The sequence below is a fragment of the Sorangium sp. So ce406 genome (genome assembly GCF_051474675.1).
GTDB classification, from domain to species: domain Bacteria; phylum Myxococcota_A; class Polyangia; order Polyangiales; family Polyangiaceae; genus Sorangium; species Sorangium cellulosum_G.
This window is the reverse complement of record NZ_CP150340.1, coordinates 8,995,426-9,012,820: the sequence shown is the minus strand read 5'-3', so window position 1 is coordinate 9,012,820 and position 17,395 is coordinate 8,995,426. Positions and strand designations below refer to the sequence as shown.

17 protein-coding genes and 1 pseudogene are annotated in these 17,395 nt (G+C 66.9%); 7 read left to right on the top strand and 11 right to left on the bottom strand.

What is annotated here, in order from left to right; genetic code table 11:
* Nucleotides 1–31: 31 nt before the first annotated feature.
* Nucleotides 32–1,237, top strand: coding sequence for a cytochrome P450 (locus WME96_RS33700; protein ID WP_437285687.1), 1,206 nt, complete (start codon nt 32–34; stop codon nt 1,235–1,237).
* Between the two features lie 52 nt (nt 1,238–1,289).
* A complete protein-coding gene (locus tag WME96_RS33695) occupies nt 1,290–1,850 on the top strand; it encodes a DUF6817 domain-containing protein (RefSeq protein WP_433928487.1) in 561 nt (186 codons plus the stop codon).
* Nucleotides 1,851–1,913: 63 nt separating this feature from the next.
* Here WME96_RS33695 and WME96_RS33690 read toward each other — a convergent pair whose 3' ends face one another.
* Nucleotides 1,914–3,062: an ATP-binding protein gene (locus WME96_RS33690; protein ID WP_437285686.1), complete on the bottom strand. Its 1,149-nt coding sequence runs from the start codon at nt 3,060–3,062 to the stop codon at nt 1,914–1,916.
* Nucleotides 3,063–3,311: 249 nt separating this feature from the next.
* On the opposite strand from WME96_RS33690, the gene WME96_RS33685 reads away from it, so the two are divergent.
* Together WME96_RS33685 and WME96_RS33680 are read left to right on the top strand one after the other, a co-directional pair.
* Nucleotides 3,312–3,929, top strand: a complete 618-nt coding sequence (locus WME96_RS33685) for an ECF-type sigma factor (protein ID WP_437285685.1) — start codon at nt 3,312–3,314, stop codon at nt 3,927–3,929.
* Nucleotides 3,913–5,520, top strand: a complete 1,608-nt coding sequence (locus WME96_RS33680) for a serine/threonine-protein kinase (protein WP_437285684.1) — start codon at nt 3,913–3,915, stop codon at nt 5,518–5,520. Before WME96_RS33685 ends, WME96_RS33680 begins: the two co-directional genes overlap by 17 nt.
* Nucleotides 5,521–5,550: 30 nt before the next feature.
* Here the strand turns inward: WME96_RS33680 and WME96_RS33675 are convergent, their stop codons facing one another.
* The 6 genes from WME96_RS33675 to WME96_RS33650 form a co-directional block, all read right to left on the bottom strand.
* Nucleotides 5,551–6,219: a hypothetical protein gene (locus tag WME96_RS33675; protein WP_437285683.1), complete on the bottom strand. Its 669-nt coding sequence runs from the start codon at nt 6,217–6,219 to the stop codon at nt 5,551–5,553.
* 247 nt (nt 6,220–6,466) lie between these two features.
* Nucleotides 6,467–7,276 carry a GNAT family N-acetyltransferase gene (locus tag WME96_RS33670; protein WP_437285682.1) on the bottom strand — a complete coding sequence of 270 codons (810 nt, stop codon included), beginning with the start codon at nt 7,274–7,276 and terminating at the stop codon, nt 6,467–6,469.
* A gap of 115 nt (nt 7,277–7,391) precedes the next feature.
* Entirely contained in the window at nt 7,392–7,916 is a 525-nt protein-coding gene (locus WME96_RS33665) for a GNAT family N-acetyltransferase (protein ID WP_437285681.1), read from the bottom strand.
* A gap of 198 nt (nt 7,917–8,114) precedes the next feature.
* On the bottom strand, nt 8,115–8,636 hold the full coding sequence (locus WME96_RS33660; protein ID WP_437285680.1) for a hypothetical protein: 522 nt from the start codon (nt 8,634–8,636) through the stop codon (nt 8,115–8,117).
* A 363-nt stretch (nt 8,637–8,999) separates the two neighbouring features.
* Nucleotides 9,000–9,926 (bottom strand): hypothetical protein, encoded by a 927-nt coding sequence (locus tag WME96_RS33655; protein WP_437285679.1) that lies wholly within the window; start codon nt 9,924–9,926, stop codon nt 9,000–9,002.
* A 565-nt stretch (nt 9,927–10,491) separates the two neighbouring features.
* On the bottom strand, nt 10,492–10,782 hold the full coding sequence (locus WME96_RS33650; RefSeq protein ID WP_437285678.1) for a hypothetical protein: 291 nt from the start codon (nt 10,780–10,782) through the stop codon (nt 10,492–10,494).
* On the opposite strand from WME96_RS33650, the gene WME96_RS33645 reads away from it, so the two are divergent.
* Nucleotides 10,772–11,938 carry a glycoside hydrolase family 11 protein gene (locus WME96_RS33645; protein ID WP_437292384.1) on the top strand — a complete coding sequence of 389 codons (1,167 nt, stop codon included), beginning with the start codon at nt 10,772–10,774 and terminating at the stop codon, nt 11,936–11,938. The genes WME96_RS33650 and WME96_RS33645 overlap by 11 nt on opposite strands.
* Before the next feature lie 304 nt (nt 11,939–12,242).
* Here WME96_RS33645 and WME96_RS33640 read toward each other — a convergent pair whose 3' ends face one another.
* Together WME96_RS33640 and WME96_RS33635 are read right to left on the bottom strand one after the other, a co-directional pair.
* Nucleotides 12,243–12,824: a GNAT family N-acetyltransferase gene (locus tag WME96_RS33640; RefSeq protein ID WP_437285677.1), complete on the bottom strand. Its 582-nt coding sequence runs from the start codon at nt 12,822–12,824 to the stop codon at nt 12,243–12,245.
* Nucleotides 12,825–12,989: 165 nt separating this feature from the next.
* The gene (locus WME96_RS33635) at nt 12,990–13,319 is read right to left on the bottom strand and encodes a hypothetical protein (RefSeq protein WP_437285676.1); all 330 of its coding nucleotides are present in this window, start codon (nt 13,317–13,319) and stop codon (nt 12,990–12,992) included.
* A 584-nt stretch (nt 13,320–13,903) separates the two neighbouring features.
* On the opposite strand from WME96_RS33635, the pseudogene tnpA reads away from it, so the two are divergent.
* Both tnpA and tnpB read left to right on the top strand, forming a co-directional pair.
* Nucleotides 13,904–14,113 (top strand): annotated as a pseudogene (tnpA, locus tag WME96_RS33630) (IS66 family insertion sequence element accessory protein TnpA); the annotation flags it as partial.
* A 124-nt stretch (nt 14,114–14,237) separates the two neighbouring features.
* On the top strand, nt 14,238–14,399 hold the full coding sequence (gene tnpB / locus WME96_RS33625) for an IS66 family insertion sequence element accessory protein TnpB (RefSeq protein ID WP_437285675.1): 162 nt from the start codon (nt 14,238–14,240) through the stop codon (nt 14,397–14,399).
* Nucleotides 14,400–15,321: 922 nt separating this feature from the next.
* On the opposite strand, the gene WME96_RS33620 is transcribed toward tnpB, so the two are convergent.
* Both WME96_RS33620 and WME96_RS33615 read right to left on the bottom strand, forming a co-directional pair.
* Nucleotides 15,322–16,188, bottom strand: a complete 867-nt coding sequence (locus WME96_RS33620) for a hypothetical protein (RefSeq protein ID WP_437285674.1) — start codon at nt 16,186–16,188, stop codon at nt 15,322–15,324.
* A gap of 390 nt (nt 16,189–16,578) precedes the next feature.
* Nucleotides 16,579–17,259, bottom strand: a complete 681-nt coding sequence (locus WME96_RS33615) for a helix-turn-helix domain-containing protein (RefSeq protein ID WP_437285673.1) — start codon at nt 17,257–17,259, stop codon at nt 16,579–16,581.
* Nucleotides 17,260–17,395: the final 136 nt, after the last annotated feature.

The window sequence follows — 17,395 nt, the reverse complement described above, 5'->3', positions numbered from 1 at the left end:
CGCTCACGTGATGACTCCAGGGAGCCACACCATGAATCGCATCGAAGAAGAGATCCTCCCGGCGTTCCCCATGCCGCGGCGCTGCCCGTACGCGCCGCCGCCCGAGTACGAGTCCCTGCGCGACAAGGCGCCGCTCGTGCGCGTGTCGTTCCGCGACGGACCGCCGATCTGGGTCGTCACGCGGCACGCCGAGGCGCGCGACGTGCTCACCGATCGCCGCATCAGCACCGATCCGACGCGGCCGGGGCATCCGTTCGCGGCGATGGCGGGGACGGCGCAGGAGCAGGCGGGGCAGTTCATCGACATGGACCCGCCCGAGCACGACGTCTACCGGCGCATGCTGGCGGGCGAGTTCAGCGCGCGGCGCATCCGCGAGCTGGGCTCGTTCATTCAGGATGTGGTGAACGAGCGCATCGACGAGATATCGCGGCGCCGCGAGGCCGATCTGGTGGAGTCGTTCGCCTTCCCGATCGCGACCCTGGTCATCTGCCAGCTGCTCGGCGTGCCGTACAAGGATCGCGAGTATTTCCAGTCGCGTACGAACCGGATGATCGCCGGCTTCTTCAGCACGGAGGAGGCCATGCGCGCGCGCGCGGAGCTCTGGGGCTACCTCGATGATCTGGTCACGGCGGCCGAGTCCAGCCCGGGCGACGACCTGATTGGCCGCCTGGCCACGGAGCGGCGCACGACCGGCGAGCTGTCGCACGACGCGCTGGTGGGCATGGTGTTCCTCCTGCTCGTGGCCGGGCATGAGACGACGGCGAACATGCTCTCGCTCGGGGTGTTCACGCTGCTCCAGAACCCCGGGACGCTCGCCGAGCTGCGCGCCCGTCCCGAGCTGTGGTCCGACGCGGTGGAGGAGCTCTTGCGGTACCACTCCATCGTGGACTGGGTGGCGTTCGACCGGGTGGCCCTCGAGGACATCGAGATCGGCGGACAGCGCGTGCGCGCCGGCGAGGGCCTCTTCGTGCTCGGCGCGTCCGCCAACCGCGACGAGCGGGCGTTCGCGAGCCCCGACGACTTCGACATCCACCGGAGCGCGCGCCACCACCTCGCGTTCGGGTATGGCATCCACCGGTGCCTCGGGCAGAACCTGGCGCGCGCGGAGCTCGAGATCGGCTACCGCACGCTGTTCGAGCGGCTGCCGGCGCTGCGGATCGTCGGCGACGTCGAGGCGCTGCCGTTCAAGTACGACCGCCGCACCTTTGGCCTGTACCGGCTGCCCGTCGCGTGGTGACCGGCCCGGGTTTCATCATCGAGATGGTTCGACATTCTCTGGAGGGTTGATCATGGAACAGAGCGTCGCATTGCTGGTGTCCCTCGGGGCAGGAACGGTCAAGCACCCGGGAGGGACGCTGCTGGCCCACCTCCTCCGGGTCGAGAAGATGCTGAGGAAGTGGGGCGCGAGCGACGAGATCCGCGAGGCGGGGCTCCTGCATGCGCTCTTCGCGCCCGACGGCTCGCCCGATCCGTTCTATACGATGCTCTCGCTCGACGAGCGCCCGCGCGTTGCCTCGATCATCGGCACGTACGCGGAGGAGCTCGTCTACTTCTACGGCGCGTGCGATCGCGAGTACACCTATCCGCGGCTCATGGATCCGTCCGACCAGTGGCGCGATCGGTTCACCAACGAGGTCAAGACCCCCAGCGACGATCGGCTCCGCGGCCTCATGGAGATCACCGCCGCCAACGAGGTCGACATCGCCAGCCACAACCCCGGCTTCCGCGCCATGTACGGCGCCGAGCTGTTCGAGCTGTTCAGCCGCACGCGCCCGCTGCTCAGCGACGGCGCCTGGGCGCACTGCCAGTCCGTCCTCGGCGAGCAGGCGAGCCAGCATCAGCACGCGTGACGGTCGCGTCGCGCCGAGCCGCCGGGGTCTCGACGCGGGGCCGCCTTGCCTGAGCGGACCGCGCTACGGCGAACGAGGGAGCATGACGCGGAACGTGGTGCCGTCGCCCGGCGTGCTCGTGACGTGGATGGAGCCTCCGTGAGCGCCGGCGATCGCCTTGGCGATGAAGAGCCCCAGCCCGAGCCCCTTCGATTGTCGCAGGTCCTCGTGCTGCTGCTCGCCCCGACGAAACGGATCGAAGATCACGGGCAACAGATCGGGCGGGATGGGGATCCCGCGGTTGTTCACCTCGAGCACCACGATCCCCTTCTTCCCGTGCAGCTTCACCTGCACCGGCTCCTCCGGGGGGCTGTAGTCGACAGCGTTGCCGATCAGGTTCGACATGAGCTGCCCGATCCGGCCCGGGTCCCACATGCCCTGCCCGTCGCCCTGGCTGTCGAGGCGGATTGTATGTTCCGGGTGGGAGGACTCGAGTTCCATGATCACTTGCCGGCAGATCGAGTGGAGATCGACCGGCTTCGGTTCAATCGGAAGACCGTCGTGGCAGCGGATGCGCGTCAGGTCGAGCATCTCCTCGACCATCCGCACGGCCCTCTCGTTGCTCGCCGCGATCCGCTGGACGAATCGTGCCGCGGCGCCCGCGACGTCCTCGCGCTTGAGCAGCGCGGCGGTGGCGCACTGGATGGCGGAGAGCGGGTTGCGCAGGTCGTGCCCGAGGACCGCGATGAACAGCTCGCGGAGCACGACGTCACGGCGGAGCTCCGCGGAGCTCGCCCGCTCCACTTCGACGGCCGCGGTGACCATCGCCTCGTCGAGCGCCGAGTGCACGAGCTGGGCCTCGTCGCCGCCGAGGGGCACCCTCGCCCGCGCGCACATGTCGATGATCACGGAGCGAAGGGCGCTGAGCTCGCGCAGCTCTTCCGCGAGGGTGTAGCGCTGGGCGAGCCGATGGGTGGCGTGTAGCTTGGCGGGCTCCGAGCTGCCGATCTCCTGGCCGCTCGCGCCGCCCGGCGTGCCTGGTTGCGCGCTCTGCGTGAGCGAATCGATGAGGTCGTCGAGGAGTTTTTCGGTGTAGTCTCTCAGATCCTCTTCGTTGAGCTCGCAGGCATGGGGGATCTTCGGATCCTTCCGCAGGCGTGATGTCCACTCACGTATGAGCTCGTCCTTTTGTTCACGCAGCAGGAGCGTGATGCGCGACAGGTGCTGGGCCACATGAGCCCCCTTGGTTTCGCTCCGGTAGGCACGCTCTATCGTGCGTGGAAGCGCGGGCCGCCATCGCCGTGCACCCTGAGTTGCCACCCGGGAGAAAACCGGACGCGGCGTGCTGGCGTACGATGTACGGTGACGCCGGGCAGGCCGCGACGCAGCCCTGGTGGACTCGGACGTGGCGGCGTGGAGCGCCGTCGGGCTCCTCAGTCCGGCTGTTTGGTGTACGCTCCGGCCCGAGCGAGGCGCACCCCCATGAACGCGAGCGATCGACGCGCACCCCGGCCGAGCGTCGGCGAGGGCATCACGGTCCTCCTCCACGCGGCGCGGGAGGGCCAGAAGGACGCCGCGGACGCGCTCCTCCACGCCGTCTACGCCGAGCTCAAGATCATCGCCCTGGCCCGCGTCCGCCACCTTCGCGCCGGGCAGACGCTCGGCCCCACTGCCCTCGTCCACGAGGCCTACGAGAAGCTCTTCCGGGACGGCGAGGCCCGCTTCCAGAGCCGCGCCCATTTCTTCGGCGCCGCCTCCCAGGCCATGCGCGATCTCCTCGTCGATCACGCCCGCCGCAAGGCTGCCCAGAAGCGGGGCGGCGACCAGGAGCGCGCTCCCGAGGACGCCATCGACGCGCTGCCCCTCGCGATCGACCTCCCCTTCGAGGACCTCATCGCCCTCGACGAGGCCCTGCGCAAGCTGAGCGAGGAGCACCCGCGCAAGGCCGAGATCGTGATGCTGCGCTATTTCGCGGGCCTGACCGAGGACGAGATCGCCGAGCTCTCCGGCGTGACGACGCGCACGGTCGAGCGCGAGTGGCGGTTCGCGAAGGCGTGGCTCTACCGGGCGCTGCACGGCGGGGATGAGCCCGCCCCTTGATCCGAGCGAGGTAGAGGCGCTCTTCGAGGCAGCGATCGATCGGCCGAGCCACGATCGCCGGGCGTTCCTGGAGGCCCGTTGCGCGGGCCGCCCGGAGCTCTTGCGGGAGGTGTGGAGCCTCCTCCGGTGCGACGGCGCGCAGCCGGACGGGTTCCTGGAGGGCGCCGCCGTCGCCCTCGGCGCGCGGGATGAAGCGCTGAGCCCCGGCGCGCGCGTCGGGCGGTTCACGGTGCTCGACAGGGCCGGCCAGGGTGGCATGGGCATCGTCTACGCGGCGTACGATCCGGAGCTCGACCGCCGCGTCGCCCTGAAGGTCATCGCGCCGGGGACGTTCGATCCGGAAGGTCGCTCCCGCCTCGTGCGCGAGGCGCAGGCGATGGCCAGGCTCTCGCACCCGAACGTGGTTCCCATCTACGAGATCGGCGAGCACGGGCGGGGCGTGTTCGTCGCGATGGAGTTCGTCGATGGCCGGACGCTCCGCGACCTGTCCCGCGAGCCGCCGCGCGCGTGGGAGGCCGCGCTCGCCGCGGGGATCGCGGCGGGCCGCGGCCTCGCCGCGGCGCACCGGGAGGGGCTCGTCCATCGCGACGTCAAGCCGGACAACATCCTGATCGGCAAGGACGGCCGGGCGCGCATCGCCGATTTCGGCCTCGCGCGCCCTCAGCACGAGGAGGACTGGCTCCCTGCCGGCTCTCGGAGCGATGGTGTCCACGGGAGCGGCTCGGTCCGTGGGAGCGGCTCGCTCCACGCGCCCCTCACGGCCGGGAGCGCGTTCATGGGAACGCCGGCGTACATGGCCCCCGAGCAGGCCGAGCGCGCGCCGGCGACGTCGAAGAGCGATCAGTGGAGCTTCTGCGCGACGCTGTACGAGGCGCTGTACGGCGAGCTGCCCTTCGAGGGCGAGGACCTTCACGCGCGGCTCGACCGGGCGCGGCGAGATCTCCTGAGGCCGGCGCCGCCCGGCTCGAAGGTGCCCGCGTGGGTCCGCGATGCGCTCGCGCGGGGGCTGCGCGCGCGTCCCGAGGAGCGCTGGCCGAGGCTCGACGATCTGCTGGACGTCCTCGCCGACCGGCTCGCGAAGAGCTCCGACATCGATCTCACCGTATCGAGGCGCGAGCGTGTCCGCTTCGGCCTCGCGATCGGCGCCATCGGCGTCGTGATGGCGACGGCCGGCGTGGGCCGCTTCGTCCCGGTGGTCCGCCCTGCGCACCTCCTCGTGATGGGCTGCGTCACGGCGCTGATGGTGCTCTCGCTGCTCTGGGCGTTCCGCCGCCCGCTCTCGAGGAACGCGGTGAACCGGCGGATCGGTCATGTGGTGAAGGTGATGTTCGGCGCGATGCTCCTCCACCGGGCGTTCGCCGTGATCACGGACGAGCCCGTGGAGCGCGCGCTCGCGACCAACCTGCTCCTGTTCGCGGCGATCCACGCGACCGCCGCCCCGAGCCTGCCGAGGGCGAGCTGGCTCTCGGCCGCGCTCTGCGCCGCGTGCGCGGCGGCCGCCGCGGTGTTCCCCGAGCACGCCGGCGCGATCTACGTCGCCGGCGTGCTGGGCTCCCTGGCCAACGCGATCGTCGCGTGGCACCTCGATTAGCGCCGCGCCCGCGACGCGCGTGCCTGCGTGCTACTCGGTCACGATGGTGATGGGGTTGAAGTAGACCCTCACGCCCGTCTTCGTCCCCGCCTCGTTGCCCTTCGTGTCACCCACGTAATCCAGCTTGTTGACGAGGTTATCCGGCGCGAACGAGAAGATGTCGTGGGCGTGGTCCGTGTCCGTGTACGTGTGGTTGAAGGAGATCGGGCCGTCCACGTCGACGATCGGGCGGCTCGCTGTGTGCAGGCGGTACCAGGCGGTCCCCTCCGCGTGCGTCCAGTTGCTCCTGGTCTCCAGCGCGTCCATGTAGACGGCGGCCCAGAGCTCGTTGCCGTTGAACACGCTGAGCTCGACCTGGAGCGACACGCTCGGCCCGTGGCCGTCGAACTCGGCGTCTCCGCCGACGCGCGGGGGGACATAGAACCCCGTGGAGAGGCCGACGAGCGTGCTTGTCGACAGGAGCGCGTCCCCGTCGTCGCTCGCCGTCGAGAGCTCCGCGCCGTCATCGATCGCCGCAGGGGACAGCGTGGCTGTCAGCTCGTCGTCGGCGCTCCCGGTCTCCGCGCCGTCCGGGGCGGGGGCGTCCTCCGCGGAGGGATCGCTCTGCGGCTCGGCGGAGGTGGCCACGCAGCCGGGGGCGGCGACGAGCAGGGCGAGGGCGAGGGGCGAGAGGCTGCGGAAGAGGGCGATGTGGTTCATGATGGCTCCCAGGGTCTTCGTTCAGGTCAGGTGTTGAGCGCAGGCGAGCGGTCCCGGGGTGCTTCACCCCGCTGCTCGCTCGCCTCACCAGGTCATCCGGAAGCCGGGAGGAAAACCCGACAGGGGGTCGGTCGATTTTTTCTGGAGGCGCCCGAGGGGAGCGGGCAAGGGCAGGGGTCTTCGCCGGGGCGCACGCGGCGGGGAATGAGCCACCCGCCGACGCAAGCGCGGCTCCAGGCGCGGCTCTTCACGACGGCGGCGGGCTCCACACGTACGGCGTGGTGGTGGAAACCACGTGCAGTCCCAGCCGTTCCAGAATGGGACGGCTCTCCGACGAGGCGTCCACCTGCAGGTAGCGCAGCCCGCGCTCTCGGGCCTGCCCGGCGCGCCGTGCGACGAGGCTGCGATAGATCCCGCGTCCGCGCCACTCCCGTAGCGTGCTGCCACCCCACAAGCTCGCGAACTGGGTGTCCCGATGAAAGCGCACCCACCCGGCGCAGACGATCTGGTCGTCTGCCTCCGCGACGTGGATGGATAGCGCCGTTGGATCGGCCTGTTGCTCCTGCCGCAGCTCGGCGATGAGCCAGGCCCAGTCTCCGCCCCAGACAGCGGACTGCAAGTCGGCGATCCGGTCGAGCGGCTCGCCGTTGTCCAGACAGCGCACGGTGATCCCCGGGGGAGGCACCGCGCCGGCGGCCAGGGCGCCGACCTCCTCGACGGCCCCGATGACGAGCGCCTCTTCGGCCCCGGCTTCAAACCCGGCGGCGCGCAGCCTCGCCCCGAGGTCTGCGGGGCGGTCGTGGCCATAGGTCTTCCACTCGAAGCGGCGCGCCAGCCCGGCGAAGTACGACACCTGCTCGGCGATGCCTCCGTCCGCCGTGTCCTCGTCCAGATCGCTCCACTGCACGCCGCAGCCCCATGGCAGCTCCGGAGGCGACACCCACCTCACCACGCGACCGGTGCGTTCGATGCGCCACGTCGGGCTGGGCGGCGAGAGGTCCCGACGCATCTGGGCGTCGAAGCACGCGAGGACCTCGGTGGTACTCACGGTGGTCATGGCGGGCAGCCGTCGGAGCGAGGGGGCGATTCATGCAGGTACGCAGCGATCGGCCGAGCGATCCCTCGATGGAGCGGCGCGCCGGTCACATGGCGGCGGCGCGTGTCGCTCGCCGTCATGACGCGCCGAGGTCGAGCCGCATCGCGCAGCGTTGCGCCGGATCGAGGCCGTGACGCGCCTCGTTCTTCAGAATCGCGATGAGCCGGGAGGATGTCTCTGCTGGTGACAGCTCTCGGAAGCCCATCGCGGCGTAGAACGGCCCGTTCCAATGGACGGTCCGGAAGGTGGTGAGGGTGAGCGCCTGGAGCTTCGCAGTCCGCGCCCAGGCGATCACGTGGCTGAGCAAGCGTCGACCGATCCCTTGGCCTTGGTGGTCGAGGTCGACGTCGAACTCGCGGATGTGAAGCTCGTCGCCGACAGCCTCGGCGCCCAGGAACGCGATCGGCCGACCGGCGCCGTCGTCGACCACCCAGAGCGTCCCTGCCTGAAGCGCATCTCGCCAACCCTCCGCGGGGGTCACGCTCGTCAGGGCCTCGAAATTGAGGTCGGTTCCCCGGAACGCCTCGCTGGCCGAGCGTTCGATCTCGGGGAGGCGAGGCAGGTCGGCCTCGATGGCTTGTCGCACGAATGTCGAGCGCATGGGATGGCGGCGGCCGGAAGAGTAGCCTGATTGGCGTGCCTCCGATATCCCCCGCACGGGGGATCTCGCCAGCCACGGTTGGTCCGAGCAGGGGCCGCTCGGTTGGTGTCCCGCCGCAGCCTCCAGCGTGACGCGAGCGGCGCGGGCGTCCGTACGCGGCGTCGCCGCGTCGTCGGTTGCGGAGCGGTAGACCGACGCTCAGCCGCAGCCGCCCTGCTCCTCCCCGCCGCCGCCGCCGTCGCCGCAGCTGTCCCCCTCGACGACCCACAACCCGGTCGGCCCGTCGCATTCGGCCATCTCCGTGCCGCATTCGTTGTTGTAGAGGCACGGTCCCACGCCGTCATAGCCCTCACAGCTCGTCCCGCTCTCGGGCAGCGCATCGGGGCACGGATTGCACTCCTCGACCCACACGCCGTCGATGCATCTGCTCCAGCAGCCCGAGCAGGCGTTGTCGCATATCTCATCCTCGTTCGTGCAGGCCGCTCCCGGCTGAGCGCCGCCTCCCGAGTGGTCGCACTCCACGGGGCCGCCGCCGGTATCGCCCGACGCGCTCGACGACGTCTCGGGGGCGCCGCCCGTGCCGTTCGACGCGCCCGACGACGTGGTTGCTGCGGGCGAGTTGCCCCCCGAGCCTGTTTCATCGGGCTGCTCGACGGGATCGGAGCAGGCGACCACCTGGAGCAGCGCAACCGGGATGAGCCATCGAATCGAGATCTTCATGCCGTGCCCCAAGCACGTCACGTGCCAGTGTAAATCGCGAGGTTTTCTGCGGGATGAGGCTGTGCCTGTGCCAGAGTGAGTCTTCTTGTACACCGTCCCAGGCCCGCCCGTCCTGCGGGCTGACGCCGCCTCAGGTCCAGCGTCGTCGGCCGCCGGATGAATCGCAGACGAAACCCGCAGACCCGCGGACTGTGCTCCTCGGTCAGCCGGCGGAAGCCATGCGGGCGGCGCTCGCCGTTGGCGACGTGGAGGCGGCGCGCATCGCCCACGAGACCATCGGGCGGCTGCTCGGTGCGCCCTCGAGCGCATCCCGGTGCACGTGCACGCGCTCCGACGTCACGCTCCCTGACCGAGGACCCTCGTTCAGCGGAAGGCGAAGCGGTCGACCGTGATCTTGTAGCCGAGTTGTTCGCCGCGCTCGATGCGGCCGCCGAGCGATATGTTGTGCTCCTCGCCGCTCGTCGCCACGTACTTCGCGTCGGCCGCCACGAACGTGCACGCACCCTCGATCGGCTGCGGGCGCTCGGAGAGGCAGCCGTAGCCGTCCTCGGCGACGGGGCGACAGACGCGGGTGTCGATCTTCAGCGCCTCGACCTCCTCGCGCGAGAACAGGCGCTCCTCGTAGGTGATCTTCATGGGCTTCTCGCAGCGAACGTAGATGGGCAGGTACTGGTGCTGCGCGTCCCGGTACACGACGCCGTCTTCGATCTCCTCGCGCGTGCCCTCGGCCACGTCCAGATAGCCCTTCAGGCGGACCGGCGCCTCGACCGCGGCGGGGAGACCCTCGGCGGGCATCGCCTCGGCGTGCGGGTGATCGCCGGCGTAGACGAGGACGTTGAGGAAGCGTTGCCGCGCGCCGTCCCCGGCGGGGTCGAAGATCTCGCTGACCGCGTCGCAGCGTGCGGCCTGCTCGGCGGAGTGGCTCTCCATGTTGTCCCCGCTCGACTCGAACCCGAGCTCGTAGACGCCCACGCTCGCTCCCCAGCCATTGTCGTTCTTGGACGCGGCCAGGCCGGCGGCGTCGTTGTCTGGGGCGATCCAGAGATTGTTGGTGGTGAGCGCGGGGACGTGCGTCAGCGAGCGAACGAGGGAGCCGTTGTCGCCGCAGCCGCGCCCGATCTGTTCATAGGTTGTGTCTACCTCCGCCGGAGTCGACGGGGTTGCCGGCGCCGCGGTGGGCTCGGCGCTCATGTCGCCGTCCGATCCGCCGCAGCCCGCGACGAAGATGAAAGGAGCCCCCACGAGAACCAGCGAACGAAAGTAGTTCCTCATGACGGCGGTGGAATGCAAGGCTCGTACCTCCCCCGAACCCTGCGGATCTCCGCCCAGATCGCGGCGCGAGACGCGACGCGTGGACGGGGCGTCACACCTCGGCCGCTCACGACGCGGCCGGCGTCATCAGGCTCGCCGTCGAGCGCACCCGGCGCGGCGGCTAGCCCCGGCTGGGCCCGCGCTCGCGGCGGGCGACGTGGGGCGGCTCGCGTCGCCCATGAGACCATCGGTCGCCTGCTCGGCGGTCCTGGCGCGGACACGGGCGCCGTCATCGACCTCGTATTACAGCCTACGTCCTCGAGCAACCGCGTCCGCTCGCTCGACTCCCACCCGCGCCCGCAGGCTGCGCCCGCGCAGCAGCACGCAGACCTCGGATCCGGGGTCGTCCCCGTCGCCTGGGTTCCCGCTGTGGAGCCTCGTGGAGCCCCGTACCCTGGCATGACGCGCCGCGCCCGCCGACGATGGCCCCGCTCACATCGACCTCGCCCCAATACACTCCTGCTAAAATATTCAGGTCACGCGCGGGTCACGCAGAAGCAAGAAGACACGGCTCCGGAGAATGGGTTAAGGTAGCCGTGAAACATCATACGATGGCAATCGTCAACAAGCAATTCTGGAAAACGTCCATGACAAATCCGCAGCAAAATCGATTCTCTCGTTGGTTCATGCTGGCGTTCGCGTCAGCCGCGCTGGCGGGATGTGGCGGTGGTACCAATGCCACGGAGCCCTCGGGCAGCTCATCGACTTCTGGCAGCTCTTCATCCTCCAGCTCCAGCTCGTCTTCGAGCAGCTCTGGTTCATCTTCGAGCAGCTCCAGCTCGTCTTCGACCGGCTCTGGTTCTTCTGGCGGCGATCTCGCCTTGGTGGTCGCCATCGACTCCGGCAGCGATTCGAGCGTGATGGTTGATGGCGTGGAGTACCAGGCGGACAAATACGCTAGCGGTGGTTCGTCCAATAGCACGCAAGACTCTGTCGTCGGCGGGCAGCTTTATCAGACAGAGCGGTACGGTTCATTCAAATATGAGGTCCCGGTTACCGCCAGCGGCAACTACACCGTGAAACTGCATTTTGCGGAGATCGCTCAAAACAGCGCAGGCTCGCGCAGTTTTAGCGTCGCGGTTGAAGGTAATACCGTTGTCAGTAACTTGGATATTTACGCTGAAGTTGGTCATGACGTGGGCTACACGGAGACCTTCGCGGATATTGCGGTGAATGACGGTAGCGTCACCATCGAGCTGATTGAGGGTGTAGAGAATCCCACCATCGCAGGGTTCGCTATTTATTCCAATGATGGAGAGCTGGATACAGCGGTTACGCCCACGCCCCTCCCCGATTTCTCCAAGTACTCAGCCTACACTCAGAAGTACACTGAGAAAACCGTGATTACTTCGAATCACGCGACGGGCCATGTTGGTGATTATTTCTTCACCCACTGGAAAGATGGCGGCTCGACGTCGTTGACTGTGGACCCGAACGGCGAATTCAGCGTGACCTGGCAGGGTGGTGGATATAACTATGTCGGTGGTCCAGGGTGGCATTACGGAGATGAGAACAGGGTGATCGGCTATCGCTTGAATAACGACAGCGGCGCGAGCTATATCGCCTTGTACGGCTGGGGGTACGACAAGAGTATGCCCACGTCAAACCCGGCGCACCTGGTGGAGTATTACCTTCTGCAGCGATGGAGTTATGACCCCAGCCAGGGTGCTACCGCTGGCAAGACGTTCATGAGCAATGGGGTTCAGTATTCCACGTACCGCTCGACGAGGCAGCAGCAGCCCTCCATCAATGGTCGCTCCACGTTCTACCAGTACTGGAGCAAGCCTGCTCAGCAGCAGGCCCTCGGACAGGACCACAAGATCATATTCGCCGATCACGTGAAGGCCTGGGCCGACAACGGCTGGGTTCTTCCGAACATGAACAATCTGGATGCGAGCGACGATCCCACCTATCAGGTCATGGCCGTCGAGGTGTTCAACCCCGGTAGCAATGGAACTGCATCTGGCCGCGTCTGGGACGAGACGCCCTGATCGAAAGAAAATGTGGCGCTCCTGAACGTTTCGTGAGGGGACGGCGCGAACGCGCGTCGAATGCCTCGATGGCGCCGTTCTCCACGCCATCGAGGCTCTCCGCTTCGCTCCGACCCGCTTCGCTCCGACCCGCTTCGCTCCGACCCGCTTCGCGGGCGCCCGTTCGGGCGGCCCCGACGTTCGCTCGGCGTTATCGAGGGGCCATGCATCGCATGGCTCGGACCCGGGATTCGCCCCGCCTGCCTGGTGCCCGCCGTGGAGCTCCGTCTCTGCGAGGTCGGCTCCCTCCGGGTCCAGGTGCCGTTCAGGGGCGGATGCGACCGGCAGCCGCGTCAGCATGGTCCTCGTGGTCGACAGGGCCTGTCAGATCGAGGTGATAGAGCGGCAGCGTGCGTTCGGGAATGGCATCCGACGGCGCATGGCGACGGTAGCGCGCGCCCATACGCTCGTAGAACGGCGCCGCGAACGGGTCTGCGAGGATCGTCATCCGGCAGCAGCCTCGCCGGCGCGCCTCGGCTGCGACGTGCACGAACAGCCCCGTGCCGACGCCCAGGCCCATGGCGGGCGGATCCACGAAGAGCAGCCCGAGATCCGCGATGCCGGGCGCCTCGATGTCCAGGCGCGCGACGCCGAGCGCTCGGTCGTCCCTGTCGACGCTCACGAAGACGCGGCGCTCGACGATGGCCTCCGCGTCGACCAGAAGCGCCGGCGCAGCGAGCCGCAGGAAGTCGTCGTCGTAACCCCAGTGCGCCTTCGATCGCACAGCGAAAGAGAGCACCGGCTTCAGCTGTGCTGGTACGATCGTGCTCCTGTCGCGCTGCGACGGCGCACTTGGCGTCGGCTTCCAGGTGTCGAGGACGTCTGGATCTAAATCCGGCTGATGCATCGCGGGAGATGTTGCGGGTGATGTGTCGGAGACGAGGCCGTCGAGTGTCCAATTCGCTCCGTCAGCCCTATCTGATGCGATCCACAGAGCTGAAGTGGTGCTCATGGAGAGCGCCGTTGCTCCCAGCGATCATCGGAGGTGATCCGGCCGCTATTATCAGGTTTATCACCGGAATCCGTGGGGCAATGCAAGGCAGAAGACCCTGCCGTGCGCGCTCATGATGCCTCCATTTTCACAGCCAAAGGCGCCTGGGGTCCTGTCGATGGTGTAAGGAGTGGCCACGCAGGCACCTACGGCTGGAACATACGCGTAGCCGCGGAGACACTGCGCGCTTGCGGCCTCGCCGACATTTTCAGGATCTGCCGAGTCAGTGGTCGGCTGATCCGTGTCCTCCATGTCAGTGCTGCGCGTGTCCGCCGCGTTGGCCGCGAAGCTAATAAGCGCCGCTGATGTAAACGTGGCGAGCATCGTAGTAACCTTCGCTACGGTGTCCATGGTAGTCCTCTCCATGTTGTTGTAGAGACTTACTGCTGAGCTTTGGTTTCGGCGTCCTGGCGTTCTCCGCCGGATACAATCTGTTCTCCTCGTGTTGAACCTAGGACGGACCATCGCCCTGTCGAGCGTAGGATTGATCTTGTTCGCTGCAGAGCTCTGTTGCTTGCTCTCTGTTGCCGCAGGGAAGGATTTTGTGTCATAAATGGTAATCTGTAATTTTGCGCAGGCTGCCACGCTCTGCTGCAATGGTGACGAGCGGTCCGAGCATTGGGCGCGTGGTGAGGACCCCCGACTTGACTGAGACGGCGTTGTGGGATCGGCTCGAGCGCAGGGATACGGATCCCGATCACGGTTTCGGGGCTTGAGCGCACGGTTCAGCAGGTCGCGCCACAGTCAGCCGAGTCCGAGCCGCGGGGTCCTCTCTCGTCGACGGAAGGAGCGAGCTCATCAAGAGTGGGCATCGCGGACGGCGCCGACGCCTCCTCAGCATGGCCCCTCGCTACCGAGCCTTTCGTACCCGTTCGATGACCCACATGCTGTCTTGGAGCCTCTGCGCCGCGTAGAAATGCGCGCCGGCGGTGTTGATGGACGAGAGCAGACGCAGCTGGCGCGACCGGGTGGCGTGCTGGCACAAGAGCGGGCACTCGGCCCGGGTGTTCGTGGAGCAGGAGGGCGTCAACGCCGGCACGCTGTACTCCTGGAACTACCGACTGGTCATGAAGCGGAGCGAGCACCGGCAGCGCTCGGAGAACGAGACAATGCCCGCGTTGCTGCCCGTGGTGGTCGCCCCGCCAGGGGCTCAGCGCCGTCGCGGGGCGCAGCGCTGGAGATCCTTCCCGGAGGGGGCGATCGTGCGCGTGCCGCCGACGTTCGACGAGCAGACGCTGGCGCGCGTCGTGCGTGCGCTCGGAGGCGTAGATGATCCCGGACCGCGTCGCGATCTACGTCGCCACCGAGCCGCTCGACCTGCGCCGGTCATTCGATGGCCTCGCCGCCGTTGTACGCGAGGTGCTGGGGCAGGATCCGCTCTCTGGAAGGTACTGGCCCTCGGATGCCGACACCCATCAACCTATCTGTTGATCTGTGTCAGACCCGGCGACCTCGACACGAGGCGCGTTCTCGGGCATGAGCCGAGACCGATCCCGTCGTTTCTCCCTCGGCCTGATAGCCATTCAACAGGCTGGCCCCGTGTCTCTGAGTTCCTGCACGATGGCGACCGACGAGGTGAAGCTGACGCGCCATCGATTTCGATGCCGCTCGAGTGTGCCTTCTCGGGTGTGAGCGGCTCCGATGGGCAACCAATCCGAACTCCCCGCGCCGCGCCATGCCGCCGCTAGACGGCACTCCGGCCGGTTTTGGGGGCTCGCTCGGGCCATAGCTGCCCGTTTCAACTACCCCCATAGTCATGCCGCTCTGCGAGGCCAGCGGAGATACGGTCCCGTGTCAAGACGGGCCATGCGCTCGGCAGGCGGTCGCCGTGACGGTACGGGGGCCGGCAGGGCAGGATCCCGCCTGCCTTCCACATCAGCAGCGCCCGCTCGCTCGGCTCCGGGCTGCGCCAGCGCGCCAGCTCGGACCCGGGATCCACCCCGCCGGCTGGGTGCCCGTCGTGGAGCCTCGTGGAGCCCTATAGCCTGGCGTCACCCGCCGCGCCTGCTCCCGGTGGTCCCGCTCCCGCCGGGCCCGCCTCCAGATCCAGCAGCGGTAAGATTTATCGGGTCACACGCAGGGCATACAAAAGAAAAAAGACACGGCTCTCGCCGTGTCTTCTTGGTGGAGGCGCCGGGAATCGAACCCGGAGCTGAATCTGCGGGGCGGATGCGCGAGAGATACGGCAGACGCCGCGTCGGACGCGTCGGAGCGGTGTCAGAGGCCAACGAGGGCTCGATTCCTCTCGTATACCCGAGTGCCCTCTCGTGGAGCCCCGTGCCCTGGCGTCGGGGCACACGGAGGTCACACGGGCCGCTCTGATGAATTTGCCATAGTATGGCGGTCTGTTGTTCTACGGGGTCGGTGTTATAGTGGCGGTTAAGAAATTGCCCAGTACGCCGACTGCGGAGCCAATTACGACTCCCCACCACAGAAGTTTTCGGCGCTCGACAATGCGGTCGTACCATTCTTTTGCGTCGCCCCAGTAGAACACTGCGCTTGGATAACACGCGATGAGCATGTATATGGTGACCACTATAACAGCCACGAATGGTAGTGCTCCAAATATCGTGTGTTTGGTGACGATGATTTTGCTGTGTGCTTGCGTGGTCTCGAAGGCGCTCAGGTTGCTGATCTGTCTCTTTTGAATGTCGAGTAGTGTCGCTACGGGATCAGTCCCCGGTTTGTTGATGCTCTGCTTGAGCTCTTCTATGTCTTTGCTGTTTAGCCACAGAGTGTCCTTGTGGCTCATTCGGCTTGATGGGCTGCTGATTGTTGATGTTACGCAGCCGCCCCACATGACGAGTATGATGGAGCTGAGTCCGATCCAGGGGCGCGCTCTTGCTACGATGTCACTTTGTAGCAATCGCTCTGTTTGTTCCTCGACTTTTGAGAATGTGTCGAGTGTCCAGGGCTTGCTTGGTCCTGTGACGGAAATTGAGGTGTAGGTGAACCAATTTCCGTTGAGATTGATGTTGATGCTGTTGTTTCCGGCCGTGTATTGAATGTTGATCCGTTTGATTCGCTGTCGTTTGGAATTGTCGAGAGATGTGACATCGTCGATGCTTGACAGCTTTAGATTCTCGTCGCCGGACGAGGCAACCTCGTACTCTTCGCGGACATTCTCGCCAAGCTTTTCAAGGCAAACTCCCCGCAGACGAGACAGTTTTGATGGATCTACTAGGAACGGCGAGTCGAAGGTCTTCTTGTTGACGGCCATGATCTTCTTGGTCTGTGGTTCCTGTGGATGAGATTAGGAGTGAGACGCGAGCATGCGCCCGCCCGGCTGCTCTCTGCCGGGCGGGCACATGCCCACATTGTTGCTGATGTGCTACCGATCGGGGGTGCTGATCTCGTCCAGGCGAAGCTTCCGCTTGTGCCAGGTACGCCCGACGTACGCCGGACCTGGCCCGCGCCTGGGCGGACGGGGACGACAGAGCTGAGCCATATGGGCCTCCTCTGAAGGGGGCCGACCGAGTTGACATGGGCATGGATTAGAGCAACCCTAGCGATGCGAGGTCGCGTCCCGTGCCTACCCGGTCGGGCGTTGATTTCCATGAAGGGCTCGTGGATTGCGGCCACGAGACCCTTCGCCTATTCCGGGGTTGAGCTACTCACCTCCCTTCACCTGCGTCTTGGGCCGCTTGCGCTTCAGCCGCGCTGCCGTCTCCGAACGCTGACGCTCGCGTTCCTGGATGGCTTCCTCCGCGTAGGGCGTCGCCCTTTCAGCGAGCCCCGCGAGACTGTACTGGTTGGAGAGCGTGCCCTTGGGCCCTCCCTTCCGCTCGATCCTCTGAATGAATCCGAGCTCATGCAGACGGGTAAGCCGACGCTGCACGGTACGCGGATGCACGCCCATCGCCTTGGCGATTCTCGCCTTCGAGGGGAAAGGAAGGCTACCTGGATCATGCCAGTACTGGGCGATTTGCAGGATGATGTTGATGTCCTCCGATGAGAGTCCGAGAGCGTGTTGTTTCTCGAGGATGATCCTGGGGAGGGCCACCCACCCCCATTCGATGTTCGCTTCGCCCCACTTGACGGCGAGCTGCTTCTTGCCGTGGGTCGCCGTGAACCCCTGGTCACCTTCCCCGTCCGGATGGGATGCTGGAGTGGAATCCGTTGGTGCTGTAGACAACATGCGTTCCGTCGTGCTTGTACTCTCCGCTGGGTGGCTCGGCGCATGCGCCACGTTCGGACCATCGGCCGACGCTGCTGGAGGCAGCGGCATGGGGTGGCGAGGGAGGGGGATGACGTTGGGGTTGTTGTGCGGGAGCTTCGCGGCGACGGTCATGTCCCGTTAGATATGCCTGACAAAGGCGCTCATCTCAAGCGAACCCCAGGGGGCAGTCATGACTCTGGGGGCGAGGCGCCAACGTCTCAGGGGGGAGGACGTGCACGCCGTCCCCGGAGGGGCTTGGCTGCCTCCC